This window comes from Flavobacterium collinsii, assembly GCF_946903285.1.
GTDB classification, from domain to species: Bacteria; Bacteroidota; Bacteroidia; order Flavobacteriales; family Flavobacteriaceae; genus Flavobacterium; species Flavobacterium collinsii.
This window is the reverse complement of sequence record NZ_OX336425.1, coordinates 4,465,408-4,489,542: the sequence shown is the minus strand read 5'-3', so window position 1 is coordinate 4,489,542 and position 24,135 is coordinate 4,465,408. Positions and strand designations below refer to the sequence as shown.

17 protein-coding genes are annotated in these 24,135 nt (G+C 32.8%); 9 read left to right on the top strand and 8 right to left on the bottom strand.

Translation table 11 applies throughout. The features are described from left to right. The first annotated feature begins 163 nt into the window (after positions 1–163). The 8 genes from OGZ34_RS18295 (at position 164) to OGZ34_RS18260 (ending at position 11,731) form a co-directional block, all read left to right on the top strand. A complete protein-coding gene (locus OGZ34_RS18295; RefSeq protein WP_263361233.1) occupies positions 164–676 on the top strand; it encodes a helix-turn-helix transcriptional regulator in 513 nt (170 codons plus the stop codon). Then, entirely contained in the window at positions 673–1,326 is a 654-nt protein-coding gene (locus OGZ34_RS18290) for a nucleotidyl transferase AbiEii/AbiGii toxin family protein (RefSeq protein ID WP_263361232.1), read from the top strand. Before OGZ34_RS18295 ends, OGZ34_RS18290 begins: the two co-directional genes overlap by 4 nt. An 809-nt stretch (positions 1,327–2,135) precedes the next feature. Beyond that, the gene (locus OGZ34_RS18285) at positions 2,136–2,300 is read left to right on the top strand and encodes a hypothetical protein (protein ID WP_263361231.1); all 165 of its coding nucleotides are present in this window, start codon (positions 2,136–2,138) and stop codon (positions 2,298–2,300) included. Between the two features lie 129 nt (positions 2,301–2,429). Continuing rightward, positions 2,430–3,581, top strand: coding sequence for a lanthionine synthetase LanC family protein (locus tag OGZ34_RS18280; protein WP_263361230.1), 1,152 nt, complete (start codon positions 2,430–2,432; stop codon positions 3,579–3,581). 42 nt (positions 3,582–3,623) lie between these two features. Next, the gene (locus tag OGZ34_RS18275) at positions 3,624–6,473 is read left to right on the top strand and encodes a lantibiotic dehydratase (protein ID WP_263361229.1); all 2,850 of its coding nucleotides are present in this window, start codon (positions 3,624–3,626) and stop codon (positions 6,471–6,473) included. Positions 6,474–6,480: 7 nt separating this feature from the next. Further along, positions 6,481–8,130: a S41 family peptidase gene (locus OGZ34_RS18270; RefSeq protein WP_263361228.1), complete on the top strand. Its 1,650-nt coding sequence runs from the start codon at positions 6,481–6,483 to the stop codon at positions 8,128–8,130. 112 nt (positions 8,131–8,242) lie between these two features. Next, a complete protein-coding gene (locus OGZ34_RS18265) occupies positions 8,243–10,435 on the top strand; it encodes a peptidase domain-containing ABC transporter (RefSeq protein ID WP_263361227.1) in 2,193 nt (730 codons plus the stop codon). A 3-nt stretch (positions 10,436–10,438) separates the two neighbouring features. Beyond that, positions 10,439–11,731 carry an HlyD family secretion protein gene (locus OGZ34_RS18260; RefSeq protein WP_263361226.1) on the top strand — a complete coding sequence of 431 codons (1,293 nt, stop codon included), beginning with the start codon at positions 10,439–10,441 and terminating at the stop codon, positions 11,729–11,731. Positions 11,732–12,436: 705 nt separating this feature from the next. Here the strand turns inward: OGZ34_RS18260 and OGZ34_RS18255 are convergent. The 3 genes from OGZ34_RS18255 to OGZ34_RS18245 all read right to left on the bottom strand — a co-directional run bounded on the left by OGZ34_RS18255 (position 12,437) and on the right by OGZ34_RS18245 (position 15,905). Further along, on the bottom strand, positions 12,437–13,294 hold the full coding sequence (locus OGZ34_RS18255) for a phospholipase D family protein (RefSeq protein ID WP_263361225.1): 858 nt from the start codon (positions 13,292–13,294) through the stop codon (positions 12,437–12,439). Between the two features lie 1,109 nt (positions 13,295–14,403). Continuing rightward, the gene (locus tag OGZ34_RS18250) at positions 14,404–15,540 is read right to left on the bottom strand and encodes an SIR2 family NAD-dependent protein deacylase (RefSeq protein ID WP_263361224.1); all 1,137 of its coding nucleotides are present in this window, start codon (positions 15,538–15,540) and stop codon (positions 14,404–14,406) included. Positions 15,541–15,566: 26 nt separating this feature from the next. Next, positions 15,567–15,905 (bottom strand): SIR2 family protein, encoded by a 339-nt coding sequence (locus OGZ34_RS18245; RefSeq protein ID WP_263361223.1) that lies wholly within the window; start codon positions 15,903–15,905, stop codon positions 15,567–15,569. 2,266 nt (positions 15,906–18,171) lie between these two features. On the opposite strand from OGZ34_RS18245, the gene drt2 reads away from it, so the two are divergent. Further along, entirely contained in the window at positions 18,172–19,758 is a 1,587-nt protein-coding gene (gene drt2, locus OGZ34_RS18235) for an antiviral reverse transcriptase Drt2 (protein ID WP_263361222.1), read from the top strand. A 212-nt stretch (positions 19,759–19,970) separates the two neighbouring features. Here drt2 and OGZ34_RS18230 read toward each other — a convergent pair whose 3' ends face one another. From OGZ34_RS18230 to traN, 5 genes are all read right to left on the bottom strand, one after another. After that, positions 19,971–20,213, bottom strand: coding sequence for a DUF6965 family protein (locus OGZ34_RS18230; RefSeq protein ID WP_230001300.1), 243 nt, complete (start codon positions 20,211–20,213; stop codon positions 19,971–19,973). A gap of 874 nt (positions 20,214–21,087) precedes the next feature. Next, positions 21,088–21,372: a hypothetical protein gene (locus tag OGZ34_RS18225; protein WP_263361221.1), complete on the bottom strand. Its 285-nt coding sequence runs from the start codon at positions 21,370–21,372 to the stop codon at positions 21,088–21,090. 12 nt (positions 21,373–21,384) lie between these two features. Then, on the bottom strand, positions 21,385–22,428 hold the full coding sequence (locus OGZ34_RS18220) for a hypothetical protein (protein WP_263361220.1): 1,044 nt from the start codon (positions 22,426–22,428) through the stop codon (positions 21,385–21,387). Positions 22,429–22,455: 27 nt separating this feature from the next. Continuing rightward, entirely contained in the window at positions 22,456–23,256 is an 801-nt protein-coding gene (locus OGZ34_RS18215; RefSeq protein ID WP_263361219.1) for a hypothetical protein, read from the bottom strand. Positions 23,257–23,286: 30 nt separating this feature from the next. Next, on the bottom strand, positions 23,287–24,135 hold the full coding sequence (gene traN / locus OGZ34_RS18210; protein ID WP_263361218.1) for a conjugative transposon protein TraN: 849 nt from the start codon (positions 24,133–24,135) through the stop codon (positions 23,287–23,289).

The following is a 24,135-nucleotide window of genomic DNA, read 5'->3' as shown; positions in this document are numbered from 1 at the left end:
GTCCCGAAGGGCGGCGTGAGCCGTTATGCGCATGCAGGAGACGGCGGGCACTACTTTGGCTGCCCTTTTAGCCTGTTTTGAATGAAAATGTTCCTGGTTTTTTAGTGTATTTAGCAGCAGTCAGACAGATTGTTATGTAAACAAATTTGTTTATATTTGCAGTATGAAAAGCGACTATGAAAAATATAAGGGGATTCATCCCGGTGCTGTACTGAAGCGTGAGCTGGATAAGAGAAACATATCCCAGCTTTCTTTTGCGCATACCCTATCTGAACATGCCCAGACTATCAATGCGATTGTAAAGGGAAAGAGAAATCTAAATACTGCTTTGGCCATTAAAATAGAAGAAGCCCTTGGTGTTCCAGAAGGGGCGCTGCTGGTATTACAAGTTTATTACGATATTAAAAAGGAGAAAGAAAAATCAGCACAGAGGCGGCATCCTGAATTGAGCCGTCTGCGCAGAGGACTTTTCTGGGATACCAATATCGATGCGATTAATTGGGAGAAGCAGTCGAAGGCTGTTATCTCGAGGGTTTTTGAGCGCGGAAATATGAGTGAGAAAAAAGAAATTGTACGTTTTTACGGTAGTGAGAAAATAAAGCCTGTTCTTCGCGAAGCGGCTGCAAAGCCCCACTTTACTGCAAGTCCGAATTACAGTAAAGCCAAAAGGTCATGATGTATTGGAAAACGGTAAATCCGCTTTTAAAGGAGAGTCTTCTAATGCTGATGCAGGCTGAAGAGTTTAAGGTATTTCGGCTTGTTGGCGGCACAGCTCTGAGCCTTCAGATCGGACACCGGCTTTCTGTTGATATTGATCTTTTCACAGATGAGGATTACAACAGCGTAGATTTTGATGTGCTTGAAGGGTATTTGAGGGAAAATTTCCCATATGTAGATAAAGTTTTTGGAGGTATTACCGCCATGGGCAGATCTTTTCTTATAGGGATCGACAGGGAAAACACGGTAAAGCTGGATGTTTATTACAGCAATGATAAGTTTATCCAGGATGCTATTGTAATTAGGGGGGTACGTATGGCCACAGTGGAGGAGATCATTGCCACGAAGGTGGATGTTGTTTCAAGGGGAGGACGTAAGAAGGATTTCTGGGATCTTCACGAACTTCTGCCCAAGTACGATATTGGTAAAATGCTGAGCCTTCATAAGATTAGAAGCGAATATACACACGATAAAGCGCAGATCATGAAGAATTTTACGGATTTCAGTTCAGCTGATGATGATTTTGATCCTGAGTGCCTTAAAGGTAAATACTGGGAGTTTGTCAAAGAAGATATTGAGGCTGCTGTGAAAAAAGTAAAGAAGGCTTAGATAGTGGTACATCACATGTACTGTATGTCTGACAAAACTTTCATATGCCCGTTTTTTTATTTAATAATCACAACAGACTTCTTTTTATTGGGGCCGTTACTGGTTTAGAACTTCTTTTCTAAGATCAAAGTTTTCGTAATGTCCATCACTCCAGTGATATTTTATTTTATTATCTGCCATTAAATCAATTATTTAAATGATTAATTTTATGACAGGTGTCAGATTGTCAGCACATTATTTTACAGGGATTTTAGTTTTGTAAATTGCCTTGTGCCACGATTCTGCCACAAAACTTAGAATGATCAATTTCTGAGAATATTATCTTGTTTTAAATAAGGCGATGTAATTCTATTTGTATCAAAAATAGGCAATTCCTTTTGATAAATACGAAAAATTAAGAACCTTAGCTTTTTGTGGCAGTATTGTATCCTCTTCTTTTTTGGGAATTACGTGAAGCTGTAAAAATGTAATATTTTTAATACTTATATTTGCTAACAAAGAGTAGTATTCTTGTAAAAGACTGTAATAATTCTGAATAAAAAGCAAACAAAGAAATAACTTGTTAAGTTGTTTATTTGTTTGTTTTTTTGTTAAAAAAATAATTTCAATTCACATTAACGGTTGAAGTATTTAATTTAATTATTAAATATTTATTAAAATATTTTTTATTGTTAATTATAATTTTAGTTTTGTTGGAAATAATGAAGCTTTGATTTTCTAGACTAATTCAAGTGCACGTGGATAGATTTAGATAAAAAAAGAATTGTTTTAAAGTTTTAGATAATTATTAATCATCAAAAAAAGTTTTAATGAAAAAATTAGAATTAAAGAATTTGACAGTTAAGAAACTGGCAAAAACTGACCTTTCAAAAATTAAAGGAGGAGTAGATACATCCGGATGGTGTAACAAGAATTCAATATGGCCAGTTCCTTGTAGTTCTGCAGGTTGGAAATGTGTATATAGTGATAAATAGCTTAGGTCGTTTTCATTAAAAAAGCATGTAATCTAATAAAAGGGTGATTTCACCATAAGTGAAATCATTCTTTTATATTTAAAAGTAAACAATATAGAAATTAATATACCTAACAAGAAATAAAATATAATGAATGGTTCAATACTAAAAATAGAAAAAGCTATATGGGAATCTGCTATGACTGATAATAGGATTGGCCTAATGAATGGTCTTTCAGGTGTAGCTATGTTTTATGATAATATTTATAAGGCTTATGGAAAAGAAGAGTATAGAAATAAGTTGTTAAGTATAGTGGATAGAATAAATTCATTACTATCAGAAAATGAAACTTCGTCAAATCTTTGTACAGGTATTGCAGGTTATGGTTTAATGCTTTTAAGATTGCAGGATAAATCTATTGAAATTGACGAAGAATATTTTGAAGGTATAGATCTAATTTTGCAAGAAGACCTCTATGGAAGTTCCGAGCAAAATGATTATGACTATTTGCACGGTTCTATGGGAATAGCCATGTATTTTATTGAGCGTCATAGAACAAGTAAAAATGATTTAATAGTTGAAATCCTGGATAAATTTTCTAAAGAATTGATTTACAAAATAAATTACAGCTTTGAAAATGTTTTAGTTGAACCTGTTTTTGGTGATAAACAATGTTATTATTTTGGTTTGGCACACGGGGTTTCCGGTTATTTGAATTTTCTAGTTTATTTGAAAAAATATTTTCCAGAGATGGATCAAGATATAAGAGAGTCTTTAGATATTGCAATCACTTTTTTGAGAAACCATAAAAACAGAAATATTAATGATGTCCAATATTACCCAAACTTACTAATATTAGGAATAAACGAATTTGTAAAACCAATAGTTGCCTGGTGTCAAGGTGATTTAGGTATTTCAAATGCTTTATATACCTCCGGAGCATACCTTAATAATGATTCTTTAATAAAGGAAGCTTTTCAATTAGTAAATAATATTAGTACTATTTCTTTGGAGGATTCTGGAATTGGAGATTTTGGAATGTGTCATGGTTGTATTGGAATTATAGTGCAATATCATTTGGCATCTATAAATTTAAATCATGATTATAGCGAGGAAATTAATAAATGGTATAAGATTTTAGAGAGAAAAACACTCAATTTTGAAAATCTGAAATATTCCAATAATGACGTTGTTTTAACAGAAATCAATCTTTTGGATGGTTTGGCTGGTCTGGGTTTAGGGCTATTAACAGTTGATAAAAAAATTGATACTAACTGGTTGCAATTATTCAATTTGCATTAATGTTAGTTTGAAGTATTTAATAATTTAATATTTTTATAATAAATGATTTTTTTTGATAAAATTGTAAAAAGAGTTGCCAATTTTTCTGTACAGTCATATGAAAAGAATAAAAAAGATAAAATTCAGTTTTTTAATGATGATGCATTGTTTAAACTTTCAATTTTAATTTCATCTAGAAGTTTATATGAAGATGCTAATAAAAATAAGAATGAAAAGATAAAAAAATCTTTATCTAAATATTTCTCAAGAGCCCATTTTAATCCAACGCCTTTTGGTATTTTTAGTAGTGTTGGAGTCGTTAAATGGGGAGATTCTACTTTAATAAAAAAGAATAAAGATCTTAAGCTGAATGTTAGATATGACAACTCATTATTGTCTTCAAAGGTAAATGCCGCAATGGATAAGGATTGGTTAACTAAATTTTATTGTATCAATCCTTCTATTTATTTCCGTAACGAAACAAAAATTAGTTTTTTTAAATCAGAAATTCAGGATATTGGTAAAATAGAACTTAAACATGTTGAGATAGATTTTGATGAAAATCTCGAATGGTTGATAGAGAGATTCGAAAAAAAAGTCCACTTATCTGAAATAGTTGAGGAACTGGTTTTAAATGGATTTGAAAGGATTGATGTTGAAGAATATTTGCAAAATGTTCTGGAGAGTGGTTTAATTGTGGAGTACTTTTTATTTTTTCCTTACGCTGAAAAACTGAGTAATGATAATTCAATGTTTTTTTCTGCTCTTGTAGATAAAAAGACACATTTAATTAAAAGTAACTATGATGTAGAATCTTTTTCGGATCAGTATATTAGTGATCAAAAGGTTTTTTTTGAAGAAAATAAAGAATTTAAGTATTCTCATCTGATTAATTCTTTTGATACAGATGAAGGTGTTTTAGATCAAAATTTTCAGGATAAAATAAAAAGATTTATAGATTTTACGATTAATTTTAATACACATTCTTCACATAAAAATATTACTTTAGGTAAATTCATTAGTAAGATTTCCCAAAGCTATAATGATGGTTTTATTCCGTTAACAAAAATATTTAATCCTTACTCAGGTCTAAGTTACAAAAGTTTTGAGGACGTTCATAATCTAAAGCTAGATAAAGAGATTGTTAGTAAGATATTGACTTCAGACAAAGAAGACGTTTATTTGGATTTATTTATCTCAGGGGACAATAATGAAACTAAAAAAAGTAAGCTGCCTGCAACATTCAGTATTTTAGTTGAAGTTTTAACATGTAAAGATTCGAGTGACCCTATTTTGTACATAAAAAATCTAGGTGCCAATTCCGCATTAAACTTGATTTCCAGATTTAGTGATATAACTAATGATATATGTCAGGATATTGTGACCTTTGAAAAGCAAATTCACGAGAATAAACTTGTAGCGGATATTAATTGTATTGGCACTTTTAGAAGTCTGAATATTTCACCTGTAAAACAGTTTTATGATTACTGTATTCCTATAAACACAACATTTACTAATAACTCCAATCCAATTTTATTATCTGATATTTATGTACATTTAGAGGATGGTAGAATAGCGCTTGTATCTAAGAAATATAAAAAAGAAGTTATTCCAAAATTAACTTCAGCTATTAATCCAAATCTTTCAGATTCAGAATTTTATAGTTTTTTGTGTGATTATGAGTTCTATAATCAAGAAATTTATGGTGTGAATTTTGATTTTAATAGTTACAATTACGCTATGCCCTATGTACCTAGAATATATCTCGAAAAAGGGGTATTACTTTTCCCTTCTCAGATTTTATTAGTTAACAATAATTATTCTTTTGTGGCATTTCAAGTTTACTTAGCAGAAAAAATTAAAGAATATTCTTTTTCTAAGATAATTAACTTTTCTGATATAAAGGGGGAAATAACAATTGATACTGACATTGTAGATGATATTTTTTTAATTTATGAAAAAATTAAAGAAAGAAACTATTTATATGTATCAGAATCATTATACGAATCGTTTAACCCACAAATTATTGATAAAGAACATAATAATTTTTCACATGAACTTGTTGTTAGTGTCAAAAATGGGCATTATACACGTCCGCAGTTTAATTATGACAATGTTGACGAAATCTTAAGTGAGAATATTCCAGTTTTATCAGATTGGCTGTATTTGGAAATTTTTGGTAACTCTTATTCGAATCATGATATTTTAAAATTTATTAATGAAGCTATTCTTTTACAAGGAAAAACAGATCTTTTCTTTTTTGTAAACTATGCTAATCCTGATAGACATTTACGAGTACGATTTAAGACAAATTCGAGAGAAAATAAAGAATATATTATTTTAAAGATACATGAATTAAAAAGTAACCATTTAATTAGTAAGTATCATATACTTCCTTATGAACAGGAAATTCATCGTTATGGGGGTATACAATTAATGGAATTGGCTGAAAGTATTTTTAGTTTTGACAGTATGGATTTTATCAACAATGTTATTAATTTAGATCTTGATGAAGACTCAGTAAAAATTACAGCGATGTTAAAAATCAAGAATTATTTTAATTATTTCGGTCTCTCATTAGAGGAAATGATAGAAAATTGTGAAAGAGCAATTAAATTGTTTTCAAAAGAATTTGAGTTAACAGCAAAATTAAGAAAGTCACTTAATAAAGATTTTCTGGAGATTAGAAATAAAATAGACCATGTTAAATATGTTAATTTTTTAGATGATCTTATGTTAGGTGCTGATATAGTGAAAAAATTAAATGAGAATAAATTTAGTCTTTATAACTATATGTCTCTTATTATTCACATGAGTATGAATAGACATTTTTCCGAAGAACAAAGATTTAATGAACTTAAAGTTTACTATTTGGCAAAAACATATCTTAATCAATTAAAATTTAAAAAGTAATAACGCAATGAACAAGAAAATTTTAATACTTTTTGTCCTTTATTTTCAAATAGGATTTTCAAATAATAAAATAACAGAAACTCAAAAACTATTTACAACGGCAAAAGTTTGGGGCTTTTTAAAATATTATCACCCGAATGTTGCTAATGGAAGTAAAGATTGGGATGAAGAATTGTTTAAAATAATGCCTAAAGTGAAAAAAGCTCAATCTGAGGAAACGTACTCTAAGGTAATAGAAGATTGGATAATTACTTTGGGTGAAGTAGATAAGAAAAGTATAGTTGAAGGAGCAAAAGAAGATTATTTTGATAAAAATTTTAATTTATCATGGATCAATAATGATCTGCTAATTTCAAAATCTCTTTCTAAAAGATTAAGATTTATTGAAGAGAACCGATACCATGGAGCTCCATTTTATATTGATACAACGGAAGCTGGAAATATATTCTTGAAGAATGAAAAATTTTCAGATTTAAACTGGTCTGATGAGAATTATAGACTTTTAACACTTTTTAGATATTGGAATATAATTGAATATTTTTTTCCTTATAAATACCTAATGGATAATAGTTGGGATAAAACCCTTCAAGATATGCTGCCAGATTTTGTTTTGACTAAATCAGAAGATGATTTTAAAGTAGCCATGCATAAATTAACGGTACGATTAAATGATTCGCATTCGACATTCTACTACAGCACATCACAAACAAAAGGGAAAACAAGAAGATTTCTTCCTGTAAAATGTGTTATAATTGATAAAGAAATGGTTGTTTCAGAAATTATGAGCGATACATTGGCTAAGTTGGATGATATTCAGATTGGTGATGTTATTACCAAAGTAAATAACAAAACAATTGAGCAAATTATTACAGAAAAAAGGGATCTCGTAAGTGCCTCGAACGAGGCGTCTTATTTGAGAAATTTAGTATTTGAGATAACGACCGGATATAAGGACTCTATTGATTTGGAAGGGAGGCGTAATAGTGCCGTTTTTAAAAAAGTAATTCAATGGACAGATTATAACAAGTCACATAGCAACGAATTGAAAAGAAAAAAGTCAGAAAAGTATAAACTGATTGATGATAATATTGGTTATGTCTATATGGGGAAAATTTATGAAAAAGAAGTTCCAGAAATGATGTCAAAGCTGAATTCAACAAAGGCTATCATACTAGACATGAGAGATTATCCTAATGGAACAAATTTTGAGATTGCAAAATATCTTAACTCAGATGTGAAGCCTTTTGTTAAATATACAAAACCTGATTTAAGTTATCCTGGCAGGTTTATTTGGAGTAAACCTAGGCTTTGCGGTACAAAAAACGCAAATAATTACAAAGGAAAGATCGTCGTACTGGTAAATGAACTTTCGCAAAGCCAGTCCGAATGGGCAACAATGTGTTTTCAAACGGCAGACAACGCTACTGTGATTGGTAGTCAAACTGCCGGGGCTGACGGAAACACAAGTAGTATCAATATTACAAATAAACACGAAGCGCCTTTTTCGGGTATTGGTGTTTATTATCCTGATGGTACGGAAACCCAGCGTGTCGGAATAATTCCTGATATTATAGTTAAACCTACTGTTTTAGGAATACAAAACAAAAAAGATGAAGTGCTGGAGAGAGCAGTATTATTTATTAATAAAGGTAAGTAATATAGCGAGTGTTTTTTTACCATTTTAAAAACTAAGCTAATATCAGATCGAGATAATATTTTGATTTAATTCAATTTCAAAAGCACTCATTAAAACTTAACGTAATAAAAAATTGATTTCTTTTCCATTTTATAAACAAGCCGATCATAAAGATTGCGGCCCAACATGTTTAAAAATAATAGCGAAACATTACGATAAAACAATCAACATTCAGGAGTTGAGAGATTTTAGTGAAACAACTCGTGAAGGAAGTAATTTGCTTTTTTTGAGTGATGCAGCCGAGAAAATTGGTTTTAGAACTTTAGGAGCAATGCTAGGTGCAGAGGAGTTAAATGAAGTTCCATTACCCTGTATTTTACATTGGAACAAAAATCACTATGTAGTACTCTATAAAATTAAAAAAAATACTTACTATATTTCCGATCCTGCTTTTGGCTTGATAGAATACAATAAAGAGGATTTTATTAAATTTTGGATCGGAAACAATGCAGATGAATCTACTCAGGAAGGAATAGCATTGTTGATTGAAGTGACTCCTAAATTTTTTCAGTCGGATTTTGATAAAGAAGACAATCGCGGACTCGGATTTGGTTTGTTGTCACAATACGTACTTCGGTACAAATCATTTTTAATACAGCTTAGTATAGGGTTGCTGGCAAGTACGCTACTGCAGCTTATTTTTCCGTTTTTAACCCAAAGTATTGTTGATGTTGGGATTCAAAATCAGAACATTCACTTTATTTATCTGATTCTTTTTGCGCAACTATTTCTCTTTGCCGGAAGAACAGGTTTGGAGCTTATCCGAAGCTGGATATTACTGCATCTTTCGACCCGGATAAACATTTCGCTAATCTCTGATTTCTTTATAAAATTAATGAATCTGCCCATCTCATTTTTCGACGTTCGAATGACAGGGGATATTATGCAACGAATTAACGATCATCACAGGATTGAAAAAATTCTAACCACATCGTCACTAAATGTCTTGTTTTCAACAATAAATATGTTTGTTATGGGAGGCGTTTTGGCTTACTTTAACCTGAAGATCTTTTTTGTGTTTTTTGCAGGCAGCGTGCTTTATTTTGGATGGATTACTTTATTCTTAAAAAGAAGGGAAGTGCTGGATTACAAACGTTTTGCCGAAGTTTCCAGTGAGCAAAGTAAAGTGATGGAGCTTATTAATGGAATGCAGGAAATTAAGCTTCATAATGCCGAGAAACAAAAGCGCTGGGGATGGGAGTATATACAGGCGAGACTTTTTAGAGTTTCGATAAAAGGCTTGGTTCTGGAGCAAACACAAACTATAGGTTCTTCGGTAATCAACGAGCTAAAAAACATATTCATTATATTTCTTTCCGCAAAATTGGTAATCGATGGGTCGATCACACTGGGAATGATGTTGGCTATTAGCTCGATAGTGGGAAGTTTAAATGGACCAATTACCCAATTGATCGAATTCGTCAGAGAACTTCAGGATGCCAAAATATCATTGGCCAGATTATCTGAAATTCATGAGAAAGAAGACGAAACGCAGCAAGAAGTCTATCAGACGAGTGATGTTCCTTTTGATTCAGATATTGATATTAATAACCTTTCCTATCGATATTTAGGTTCTGATATACCAGTTCTGGAGGATTTAACGCTGAAAATTCCCGCCAACAAAGTAACGGCAATAGTAGGAGTGAGCGGAAGCGGAAAAACGACATTGATGAAGCTGCTGTTAAAATTCTATGAGCCTGAAAAAGGTGAGGTGAACATCGGAAATGCACAATTGAAAAATATCTCACAAAAGGCCTGGCGATCTAATATTGGTGCCGTCATGCAAGAAGGCTTTATTTTTAGTGACACCATCGCTAATAACATCGCAATTGGCGTTGATAAAGTTGATAAAGAACGATTGGTTTATGCCGCTGATGTAGCCAACATAAAAGAATACATTACGGGCTTACCACTAGGATACAATACAAAAATTGGAGGTGAAGGATTAGGAATGAGTACCGGACAAAAACAACGTTTGTTAATTGCCAGGGCGGTTTATAAAAATCCGGAAATACTGTTTTTTGACGAAGCCACTTCGGCATTAGATGCAAACAATGAAAAAGAAATAATGCAAAAACTGGATATTTTCTTTAAGGACAAAACCGTTGTGGTTATTGCGCATCGTTTAAGTACTGTTATGAATGCTGATCAAATCGTAGTTTTAGACAAAGGAAAAATTATCGAAATTGGCAGTCATTCTGTTTTGGTAGAGCAAAAAGGGAATTATTTTGAACTGGTTAAGAATCAATTGCAATTAGGAAATTAAATCATGGCAGAAGATACTACATTTGAACTAAGAAGTGAAGAAGTTCAGGACATCCTTACTAAGGTGCCACATTGGATGATTCGTTGGGGCACAGTGCTTATATTCGTTATCATTTCTATGCTTTTTTTCGTGTCCTGGTTTGTCAAATATCCGGATGTTGTTACTACCCAGATTGTAATTACAACCAATATCCCTCCGGAGAAAATAGTTTCTAAATTTTCGGGCCGTATTGAGGCGATTCTGGTAAAAGACAAATCTATTGTTTCAAAAAACAGCACACTTGCTATCATTGAAAATACGGCCAATTATAAAGATGTGTTTTTACTGGAAAAAATTGTTGAAGACTATAATGTCAATGATCCTAAAAAAGCCTTTCCTTTTGAATTGTTAAAAAACACTCAGTTGGGAGAGATTGAAAGTGCTTTTGCTGTTTTTCAGAAAGACTATCAGGCAGAACAACTAAATAAAAATTTACAGCCTTTTGAAGTCGAAAACCGGGCGCAGGTTTCTGAAAAAGTTCAGATCAAAGACAGATTGGATATTTTGCAGCAGCAAAAGGTAATTAACGAAAGCGAACTACAGCTTCAGAAAAATGAAATTGCAAGATTCGAAACCTTATTCAATAAAGGAATCATCTCTGCACAGGAAATGGAGGCTAAAAAACTGGGATATCTCCAGGCGCAAAAAAATTACAGAACCCTTTTGTCTTCCATTTCTCAGTTAAAATCGGCTTTAATTACCAATACTAAATTGAGTCAGAACTCACAAATCAGCGGCACTAAAGAAGAAGTTACTTTAGGGAGGAATATGGCGCAGTCTTTTTATCAGCTTAAAAAAGTAATAAAAGACTGGGAGCTGGCTTATGCTTTAAAATCATCTGTAAGCGGAGTGGTTACTTTTCTACAGGTTTGGACAGAGAACCAAACCATCAGTGTTGGTGATAATGTTTTTTCGATTATTCCTGATACTAAAAATGGTTTTGTAGGTAAGGTGAAGGCACCGGCATTAAATTCGGGAAAAATAAAAGTAGGACAGATGGTGAACATTCGATTAGCAAATTTTCCAGACAGGGAGTTTGGAGTGTTAAAAGGAAGGATTCGAAATATTTCTCTGGTTCCGGATAAAGACGGAAATTTACTATTGGACGTAGCACTTCTAAACGGATTGGAAACGTCCTATAAGAAACAAATTGTTTTTCAGCAGGAAATGAAAGGAACTGCCGAGATTGTGACCGAAGATTTACGTTTAATCGAGAGAATCTTATATCAGTTTAAAAGTCTTTTTGAACAGGTTTAAAACAAATGGCTCTGTTACATTTAAAATATACAAAATGATGGAATGTATGAAAAAGTATATTAAGACTTTTAGTACAAAGTATATGGTTATATTCCGGAATTAAAATTTTGTATTATTGTGAGCTATTTTAAATTTCATTATTGGAAAAAATGAGCTACTTATATAGTAGTTTATATCTTGTAGAAAAAATGTTATAGCTTGTTTTAATGGGTAAATAAAGAAAAGACTGTACATTTTGTAGATCAGTATCATCCAAAGTCTGTGTTTTAAGCCCTTTGTTTTCAGAATTTTGCAAGTGTCTTTAGAAAAAGGAGCACCTATAGGTACGCTTAAAAAAAATGATCTTCAAAAAGTTTAGAACCTAAACTTCTTAGAACCTGAGTTTGCTGAATTTCTGGTTTTCAAAATACGAATGTGCCATGATTTTGCCACAAAAATTGAAACTGTAATTTATAACTGAATTTTAATTATAAAATTCAGTTCTTATACAATCGGGAATGGGGCTCGGACAACTGTTTTTTCGATGAAGATCTTGGAGCGCAGCTGTAAAACTTAAATAGTATTTTTTTTGTTGCAGATATTCTTTTGAGTTTAGCGTTGAGAGGAGATGGTAATTATCTTTGAAAATGTATTTAAGAAATGATGAGGAAAAGTATCAATTTCATTATCCTAAATTTGTATTTGCTGTCTGTCGCAGCTTTCTTTTTATAGAATTGGTTTTCTCATTGATGTTTTCCCGTGAGAAGGTTTACCTGTTCTGTGACAAAAATTTTCGGGATAGTTTTCATTTCCAAAAGATGCCCAACTTCTATATGCTTGATACGAAAATGGCTTCTTCATATTAAACGCTATTTGTTCTCCTGTTCTAATACAAAATCCATTCGTTGGATTTTCAATTTCTTCTCTTTTTGGTCTTGATTTTGATTCTGCTCCTAATTCCAATTCAAAAGGAAAATCATTTAATGTTTTAATATCACTTAATTTATTTCTATTCAATGAAGAGTAAAATTTATCAGTTGTATCGTGCAGCACATCTGATTTTATATAGTTTTTACCAAGTAGTGAGCTTAATAATTTCTTTTCATATACTGGTCGCTTTATGTAGATCGCTTCGCTTTTTTCTGCAAGGTCATAACAGGCTTGATAAGCTTCATCATCTGTATTTTTTTTGAATTTACTTAAAATGTTAGTTTCAGAATAGACTCCAAACTCGACATTATTTTTGAAAGAGTAGTCATATAAGTTCATAGAAGTTATGACTCCTTTTTTCTCATTTCCATAATATTTTGCGTGTAGATTTGGAACATAAACTATGCTGATGTTCAAGAATTTTCTAAAATAATCAAAATCATTTTTGCTTAAACTTCTGCTGATTTCTCTTTCGTTTTTTCCAAAAACAATTAATATGTGGAGGTTTGGATTATTAAGATGATTATCAAAGAGTCTTATAAAATAGTTGTCTAATTTTATAAATGGGGAAACAATTAAAAGGTTTTGTTCCGCTTCCCAAATTATTTCATAAACTGCATTTTCAAGATTTTTTCCCGTAATAAATTTTCCCATCTAATTAAATAGTTTTTTGCAGGTTGATATTGAGATTACACTAAGTTCAGATAGCCTAAAGTGGATTAGTATGAGTGATAGAAATAAGTTTTTACTGATTACAAAAATAGGATTTTTATTTCATAAATAATTAAAGATGTTTTTTATTTGATTGATACCTTTTGTGCAGGCAATGGTATAGATTTGTGCAGTCATGTTTTGCTATAAGCCATCTCTTTGGGGTTGTCCCACTAGGTCTTTTTGGGAATTAATTACGATGCTTGGGGGGCGGGGAGTTTATTTGAATGAAATACACTATTAAATACTTAGTTAGTTAGTTAGTTAGTTAGTTAGTTAGTTAGTTAGTTAGTTACTTAGTTAGTTAGTTAGTTAGTTAGTTAGTTAGTTAGTTAGTTAGTTAGTTAGTTAGTTAGTTAGTTAGTTGTTTTTGCTTTTTCTTTTCTGAAATAAACCAATTTCTGGCATCAATTGAAAAATAAATAATATTTGTGACGTAGAATAGTAATGTTTCGAAATTTTACATTTAAATACCAGTTTAATAATGAGTTATTTTGTTTGATGAGAATAGTTGCACCGATTCTGCACCTAAATTCTAATTAGTTTTTTTTAGTAATTTATTTTTGAAAAACTTTTACAGACTTATAGAATCTGCTACTTACAAAAATTATAGATGCTTGGTGATTCTGCGTGATTAAAATCTAAGAACTGCTTCTAAATTAATGTATATTGATGTTCACACTAAGTACTGAGAAATAGTTAGAAATTACACAGTGCATTCTTTACTTTCGGATATATATTTAGCTTCGATAGAAAGAGTGATGTGGACATTCTCCGTTGTATCTAGCATTTTGAAGGCCGACGAATAACTGTCATTTCAGAAGTGTTCTAACTGTGTATGACCTGAAATCATCGTGCAGTTATAAACATTTAATTATAAATAAAAAAAGTTGTAAATACTATTGTACGTTTGATGTTACAAGTTCGAATTCAGTATTTTACTTTAATTCTGTGAAATTGGCATACTTCAGATAATCTAAAAGTGAAATGCATTTTCGGTAATATGAGGAATATATGTGTTCTTTTTCACCAAAGTCAGGCCACTGTTTTTTTTAAAATGTGGCAAGAATTTTTACATCGATTTTTTCTCGACTTAAGTATGGTATTCGTTGTATTGCATGTACAACTGTGGAATCTTCAAGTAACTCAGTAATATTATTATATTTTTTAAGTAATTTATTCATTCTGCCTTTGTTCGAGCTAAGTCTATAGTCATCAATAGTAATTGATGATGACCTTGTCATTGTATAATTATTTTTAGCGTGATCTTTTAGTGAATTATCTGCATTGAGATTTTTATATTCTTTTTGATACTTGAAGAAAGGAACAAAAGTATTTTGATGAACAACACTAGGAAGTAGAGTTTCAACAATTTCTTGATAATTTTGCGGAGAAATATCGTTGAAGAGTATGTCGTGTAGTAAATCTGCTGCTTTTAATCCTATAATCCCCTTATTTTTTAATTTTGACATGTTACCGAAGCCAACTACTACCTCGAGATTTTCAATTTTATCCAATTCTTCCATTCCATTAACGAAGATTTTACCTGTAGGAGTTGTTGTAGATACAAAATCAAAAACCATATTTTGTAGTTGTCGAAGTGTTTTTACGGGCAATGTTCTTGGTAGCATTGACAAGGCTTCCCAAACATCTTTGAATTCATTTAATTTGATTTTTATTAGGGGAATTGTAACGGAAGATAAAGTATACGTCGAATGCTCTATAGTGGCCTCGCTAACAGTAGAATTCCATTCAATAAAAAATAATCTGTTTTTTAATTTTTCAATATGGAATAGCTCACTATCTAAGCAATGTATTAAGTTTTTTAAAATAAGCTCAATATTTGGATCAGATAGGGAGTAACCGGCAAAGATTATTGGATATTCAGCAAATAAGGTTAAGAGTTTTGCATTAAGATAATGATTGTCTGCAATAAATTTCTCATAATCTGCAGTAGTTACGACCAAGCTTTCAGGTTTAGATGTGCAACCATGAATTTTATATAGTTCACCGATTGATCGCTGATCCGCAAATATCGCTTCTTTTTGTCCGATCTGAACTTGAAAATCAGGAAATACTGTTTGAATTAGATTGTCCCAGTTGGTCGTCAGAATACCACTTAATACAGCTGAAGAAAGTTCAGACAGCTCTTCATCTAGTTTTTTGTTAGCTTTTATACTTTTAATCACAAAATTTGATAATTCAATTTTAAATGCTATTTCAGTATTAATTCCGGCAATTTTATTGTGGCTTTTCTGCTATCACTATACTTAGCAGCTGTCCACCAATGTTTATGAAATTCGTCTGCTAAATTTGATGCAATTTTTAAAGGATCATTGAAGCATTTTGATGAATAGTAACCAAATTCATATTGGAAGCAATCTCTATTATTGTCTACAAAACCCCTTAATAAGTTCATCCAGGTAGGAATGGAATAATATCTTATTGAGAGACCTGATCCAACAAATAAAAAAGGTGGACGCTGGGATTCAGCTAATATAGAAATAAGTTGCTCTCTAAATGGTAAACTTTTTGTATCTAAGGGTTTTGTCATTTAAATTGGATATATTTATTTACAATCGTTTCTTTATCATAAAGCTATACTCTTGATGGATTATTTTTCTAGTATAAAAAATGATAATTTTTAGAGCTAAAATAATAAAGTAAATGGACTTAGTGTAGAGTAGAAATACTTGTTTGTTAGCGTGAGGATATTCAAAATGTTTCTCGCAAATATTTTCCGATAAATCAAGTATTGGGAGTTTGCAATAGAAAAAGATATATCTGAAATTGAATAATTATCAAAGTTCAAATTGTAATCTAGATTTTTACACTCTGTCGCTTCGATGTATTGGCTCTACCTTCCGAACAAAATCAGAATGATAAAAAAAGCTTCAGAGTTCTCTGAAGCTTTTTCTTGTAGAGGGAATGGGACTCGAACCTGTTAGCAAAATATAATAAATAAATAAAAGAAAAACAGTATATAATAGTTTCGAACCTAAACTAGGTAGGCCTTAATTTTGCTGGATTTCTAATTTCAAAAAAGACCATGTGCCACGATTTTGCCACAAAACTTAAAGTGGTGAAATATCTTTAAAAAACACCTAAACTTTTTGAGGCAAAAAAATATCTACTCCTGAGATAAAGAACTCAAGTTTCTCATAAAAACAGCTTTGCTATCTTTTACTGAGAATTTTAGAAAACTCTTAAACGGTGAAATAAATTATACTCTTCTGATTTCTATTTCTCTTTGGAAGATAATTTATGTAACCGTAATCATTCAGGTCTCTGATACATCTATGGTAGGTAACAGGGCCGCTTATTTTAGCTATCTTCATAATTTCATGCCTATATGCTTTAATAGGATTAATATAACCTGCAGCAGTTCTGAATTGTAGTAATGCCGCAAAAAATTCCAATATGCGTAATGCTGATACGTTGATCTTTTTCTATTGCTTTGAAGAATTGCGTTAAAGGATTTAGCTGGTCCATTACTCTTGTTATTTAGATTTTTATTCCACTGTCATAAAAATGAATTTTAATGATTGTTATTTAATTGCGTTTTTTTCTGAAACGGCGCCAGTGCGGCTTATTTTGGCCTGCTTTGTGCAGGCAGTAAGCTTGTTGGCGAATATAACAATAATGTAGCGAATCTCTTACTTGTGTACCAATAGGCTTTGAATCAGTTGTTTTGCTTTTTCTGATGCTGTTTTTACTATAGTTTAGAATCAGCTGATTTAGTTTTAGACCTGGATGAATCCCGTATCAGGAACTGCCGGGGGAAACTACTTTGAAGTGGTCATCATGGTCAATTGTATATAGTATTATTTTTTTTAGGTTTGATATTGTTTTTTTGGAGCTGGTCCCGCTGTATCTTACACCGGAGCGTTAGCGAACTGCTTGGGCAATCTTTTGTTGCCGGAATCTAATTCATAGTGATCATCTTTGTGAGTTGTATATAGTGCTGTTTTTTAGGAGCTTTTTCCCGCTATACGTTGCAATCTTTTGTGCCGAACCCCGGCAGAAAAGGATTTCCACTGCTATCGGGGCTAAAGTATTAGCTTGCATATTTTTTGTGACAGGCAACCACAGAGTAGGTATGAATTAGCCAATTAATCAAACCAAGTTGGTGTACTGCTAATCATAAATGAGAAAGTGACCGAAAAAACCTTACAGGATTCGAAAAAAAAACAGGGATGGTATATGTCATCGGATATCTGACAAATATTTCAAAATCAATAAACCTCCTGCTAAAAACAGATATCTATAGAACGTTATACCTCAAGGAGATGAAAGAATCATTTATGGCACAGATTTTGAGTTATATAAGTGCCTTCGGTAAAGTCCGGAGGGTTGAATGTTTAAGTTGACTATTCTGCCTATCGCGACAGGTAGAATGTGATTTATGACATACACTGCAATTTCTGTACCAAAGGGGAAGAAATATTCCACCAATATACGAAATATCAGCCATAATGTCAAGATTAAAGTTGCTTTCATAACATTTCTATTGTTTGTAAGATTTCCCAGGCTCTGTCTGGTATGTCCGAGCAGGTGTAAAACATTTCTGCAAGGTTTCAAGGTCCACAAAAGCAGTTCAGTCAGACTGCCGGTAATCTTGGGAAGGTTGGAATTAAAAAGACAATCTGAAGTGCTGAGAACAGAATTCTATCAGCCAATGTGAGGATTAAGGCATGAATGGGTGTAAACCCCAGGACGATGGAAATCGGTCGTCTGCCAAGCAATGTTTAACATTGTACATCAGCAGGAAATGTTAATGACTGATACTGCGTTCCTGCTGGTGTCCCTATAAAATTGTAATGAAGCAAACTCTACTTTTTACTGAGGATTTATGGGAACGTTTTGTAGCCAAGACCGCCGAAAGCCAGGAGAGTTTTGAACTTAAAACCTATCCCCATCTTGATCCTTATTTTAATTTCTTTAAACACAGCAATGACATCAAAAAGCTCGTGTCAAATATGGAGCTTATAGCAAAACATTCTTTTCTGCCTTTTGTAAAAATACTTACTAAAACACCGAGATTCAGATTTCATGAAAACGAAAAAACGTATGGTCTGGAAACTAAAATAAGACCTATCGCTTTCGCTTCGCATTTTGACTCTTATATTTATGGTTATTATTCTTTTGCTTTAACCGAAAAGTACCAGCACTATATTCGTGGTAAAGGTTTTAGTGAATGTGTTCTAGCCTACAGATCAGATCTTGATGGGAAATGTAATATACAATTTGCCAAAGAAGCATTTGAAGCTGTAAGTAAAAAGACGTCATCTAAGGGACACTGCACTTCAATCGCACTTGACATCACGGGGTATTTTGATAATATTGATCACACTATTTTAAAAAGCAAATGGTGTAAAATACTGAACCTTCAAGAGCTGACAAAGGACCAGTATAAAGTTTTCAGATCTCTGACAAAATACAGCTACATAAGTCGTGACAGTATATTGAAGCATTTTAAAATAGATTTAAAAACGGCATCAAGCTGGAACTCCCTTCTGGATTTAGTACCGGACAATGCTGCAGGGGCAACGTTTAACAATAAATTTGAACTTCTCAGAAAAAGAAATCTTATTACGGTCAATCTTCCTAAAATTTCCCAAGCAGGTGAAAAAAGTTTCCGGGGAATACCCCAAGGCTCGCCCATGAGCGCACTGCTGTCGAATATTTACCTGATTGATTTTGATGAAAAAATATTTAATCTCAGTATCGAGCTGGATTTTACCTACTGTCGCTACTGCGATGATCTTCTGATAATCTGTGACTCTGAAAAGGCAGCGCAAATCAGTGAAATTGTTCTAAAGGAAATAGCTGCTTATAAACTGGTTATTCAGACAAAAAAAACTGAAATAATCCATTTCAGGCCTACATTATCTGGGAAAATCAGAGGATTTAACCAGAAGAAAATTGAAAAATTTTCACCAGTTTTCACTCCCCAGAATGAGCAGCAGTTTTACAGGAATCTACAGTACCTCGGTTTTGAGTTTAATGGAGTCTCAATTTATATCAGGCCCGGGAGTCTTTCCCGTTATTTTAGAAAAATGAAAGGCAGGATTGTAAAGACTGTTATGATGGCGTATAGTGATAGATCCAAGAGAGATAAAATATTAAAAAAGCAGATTTTTGAAAGATATTCACATTTAGGAAAAAGGAATTTTCTTTCTTATGCAGTAAAGGCTTCAAAGAAGTGTTATTACTCTAAATCAATGAAAGCCTATCGAGAAGGGATGGATTCCAAATCTATTAGAAAACAGCTGTCTGCACATTTTGCAATTATGGAAAAAGAGATTTTGATAAAATCTCTCACCCGCCACGAATTTAAAGAATATATATATACCAAAAAGAAAGAACAGGGACGAAGGGTGAGCAGAAAAAAATTGAAGTTTTAAATTTTATCAGCTCCATGCTTACATTGTAATTTTTTTTAAGGAGTTGTGATAAAATTGAGTCAAAAAGCTGTTAGCGGTTCGGCATTTTTTCCTACGCTGTATATTTCACGTTTAACAATAATCAATCGCAGGCGGTATCACAGAATATAACCGTGTAAAGAAGTAAAATTTATAAAATGTAAAGATAAAGAGGCGTCTAAACGTGCTTCATCTTAAGATTCTTCCGTTGGCTTTTCACTTTTGGCTTCCTGCGCCATGCGTTTGACAAGCACGTAAAACTCTTTTAAATGCCACCAGGCAGGGCACATCTCAAGGTCTCCTTTATAATGGTATATAGTAAGGAAACAGCTTTTAAGGAAAAGCTGGGAATCTGTGATTTTAGCCCATGGCTTTAACTCCACTTCCTCAGGTGGGGGAGTGGCTTCAAAATAGCGTTTTATTTCTTCTGGGGTCATGGGGCAAAATTAGGTAAAAAGTTCAGGCCTGTCAAGGGTTGAGGGGTTTGTTGGCTTAAAATTTAAGTTATCTTCTCTGCTTTTGGTTCAATTATACTGGCAGTCACAGAATTATCTTGTCGGTTTTATTTTTACTTTTTAGAATCAGTTTGAGCCCCCTTTGATGGGGCATTCTCTATAAGGTCCTTTTCTATGTCCTTCCCGGTTATGTCTTTGGGGTCGCTGTCGGGTTCCTTTTAAGGGTTCGCCGGGTCATAGGGGCTTGCTGTTTTCTGCTGCGGTTTTTGGGTCTTTGATTTGGTTTTGAGAATTACGGTTGCCCTTGTCGTAATTTTTGGTTGTATGGGAATTTTTCATTTTATTTTTTTAATTAAATTATTGCTGTTGTTTTTTAAAAGGGGGTGTCGCGGGGCAGGTTGGGCGGTATATTTTTTTAGTTTTAATATATTTTTTTTGGAGCTTTTTCCCGCTATCCGTTCCAATCTTTTGTGCCGAACCCCGGCACAAAAGGATTTCCACTTCTATCGGGGCTAGTAGTATATGTAAAAAAAGGCGTCAATTGTCTTGAATTGGCGACTTTTGGTGAATTCGATGGGACAAATTTCTATACATTTTTATTGAAGATTTTAAGAGAGTGGCCTGCTACATGTAGTATTTGCATTTCATTGACTTTAAGAATTTGGTTTGGATGTCGTGTTGGATATTGATCAGAATAATGCGCGCCATGATATTGCTACAAAACTTAAAGTAGTGAAATATCTTTATAAGACGCCTAAACTTTTTGTGGCAAAAAAATATCTACTCGTGAGATAAAGAACTCAAGTTTCTCACAAAAACAGCTTTGCTGTCTTTTACTGAGAATTTTAGTAAACTCTTAAACAGTGAAATAAATTATGCTCTTCTGATTTCTATTTCTCTTTGGAAGATAATTTATATAACCGTAATCATTTAGGTCTCTGATACATCTATGGTAGGTAACAGGGCCGCTTATTTTAGCTATCTTCATAATTTCATGCCTATATGCTTTAATAGGATTAATATAACCTGCAGCAGTTCTGAATTGTAGTAATGCCGCAAAAATTCCAATATGCGTAATGCTGATACGTTGATCTTTTTCTATTGCTTTGAAGAATTCATTTAAAGGATTTAGCTGGTCCATTACTCTTGTTATTTAGATTTTTATTCCGGTTCTTCTAGACTGATTTTGTTTGGGTAATTTAAGATTCTGATTTTGTTCATGATTTTTTTGCAGCTCTGTTCGTAATGAAGTTATATCTACTTTACGTAAATGCTGATCGTAGATTGTTAAAGATTTAAAATGAGGATTAGCCTCAATATGGAATAGTTGTTCTTTTCCATTTTTAATCAATACTGCTGATATCCTGTCACCTTGCTTTAAAGTATTTTTTAGTTTCTCAAATTCAAATTTATTTGAGGCAGCATTTAAAGGAACAGCTTTTAATGTCTTTTCCAAATCGTAACCATATCCATTTCGAAATTCTTTCAGATGATTATTTCCTGCGGCATCTTTATCGTTAAAGTCTATCTGGAACCATGATTCATTATGATATACCGAGCGGCCGAATAATAAATTATGGACTTCATGCAGTTTGAAATTGTATCCCTGCTCATTTTTAAAATAATGCTGTCTATTTTCTTCTGGAATACTATTATTATACAGGCTGCTTTTGTATCCTTCAAGCTCAAAATATCCTTCAGCATTTTTAGAAAACGAAAGGTCGTGATTAATTTTTTCTGTTTCATTAGTGTAATAGGATAGAGGTAGACTAAAGTTTTCTTGTGCTTTTTCAATAAGCATTTTTAATTTCTCTGAGAGGTCAGGAAATCCAATTCGCTGCATCTGCTCCTGCAGCGAATTGAAATTTTTTTCTGCTTTTTTAACATCACTGCCAATGGAAATTTGATTTTGTGAAGCAGTAATTATTTTTCTAAAAAAGCGGGAAATTAAACTTGGGTACAGCTGCTTTGACATTCTGCTACTTTCCATTTTAAGAATTCGAAGCGAATGCTGCTCTTCTATATTTTTTGAAGATTTGTATTTAGCCCTGATTCTTTCAAACTGGCGCAGTTTCTCTGCAAGTAAAGATTTATTATCAGCCGGTGTAATTGAAAACAAGGTGCTGAAGCGTTCTTCTCTGGCTTTCCATTGGCTGAATTCTATCTCTACTCTGTTTATGGGAAACTGCTCATTCATGATTTAAAGTTTAATTCTCCGGAATCTCTAAACTGAGTTAGATTGTTTTCTTTTTTTTTTGTTTGCGGCAGGGGTTTCGGTGTTGTCTTCCGCAGTTTGAGATTGTTTTGTGGCAGATTGCTTTTCCGATGTTTTTTCTCCTTCAGCCTGCTTCTGGTCTTTACTTTCACGGTGGTTAATTCTCTGGAAACTGGAATCATAAACATTTACTGTTTTAAACTGCGGATTAGCTTCAACATACATTTTTGTTTCCCTACCGCCCACCGTAAAAGTTACCGACTGCAGATTTCCCTTTTTAAGAGAATTTATAAGGTCTTCTTTGTACTTGGGAGTTTGAAGCTCTTTAATGGAATGTTTTTCAAGACTGGCCTCTAGATCATAACCATAGTTGTGATGATATTGATTTAATTTGAAGCTGCCCGAATTTTCGGTTTGCTTAAAGTCGATTTTGATCCATGCATTGTACGCTTCGCCTTCTTTAGTTTTCAGGTCTTTGTTCACCGAACGCCCTTCCATTAAATTATAAGCTTCCTTGAGTGTGATACTCGTACCGTCATTATTGATATAAAAAGTCTGCCCAAGTGCTTCCTTTGAATCCTCTTTTTTTAAATTCACATGGTAGGAATTAAAAAAATACATGTCGGTCTGGTCTGATTTTTTAAAGTTTAAATCAACCGACATAGTATCTGTATTATAGACACCATTATGAGTGATTTTAAATTCTTTTTCTCCTTTGTCCATACGCTCTCTTAGTTCAGTATCGAACGTTTCTCCAAAACCGGTATATTTCAACTGATCTTTGAGGTACTCTAGATTTTTCTGATTCATGATACAATTATTTTAAAGTTATTACTGATTTTAAAAACCGTTAAGAATATCCAGATGTGTTAAATCAGTATTCTTAACATTTATTTCTATATGCCTGCCGCCGTTTTTCTCAAAAAGCTGGATAGTGAGATATTTTTTCTCCGGAATAGTAAACTTTGAAAAAGCATAGACGATACTAACTTCGGATTTATCGGGAATAATAGACGATGTATAAGTGGAATACAGTGGCAGTATCTCGATTTCCTGGGAAGCGGTGCGTTTTGACTTTTTCTGGTCGCGTATAAAAAAACGCAGCTGGTCAATATCGTAATTAATCTTTGAGGCATTGCCCAGCGCCAGTCTGAAGTAGAGCACATCCTGAAGGATGAAAATGCCGTTAACGGTAATCTTCATTTCATACTTTTCCCTTTTAAGCCCGCTTATTTTTTTATTCTTCGATAAGGCAAGGGTAGCATTCTGCTCAATTTTCTTCTGGTTTTCATGATCCAGCGAAAACAGAATGTCGTTATTTACAACAGCGGTATGATCAGCCTTTATATTTAAATCCGGACAGGCGTCATCATAATTTAAAACAAATACGTAAAGCCGGCTGTCAGCTGTAACCACTGTTAGATTTGTCTGCGGGAAATGCTGTTTTGCGGCTTTTAAAAGAAGGATGTTTTCAGCTCCCTTGGCTTTTTGCATTAAAATATCCGAACTTCCCTTGTCTGCACTTTTTACGGCATAGGGAAAAACGATGCTTGTTGTTTTAGAGTAGCCGATCTGCAGGTTTTTATAGTTATCTTCATTATAACCTGCATCCTTAGTAATAATCTGTGCATAACCTGATAGGCAGATCAGGATTATGCAGGCCGTAACCAGCCAGTTATAGTTTTTCAT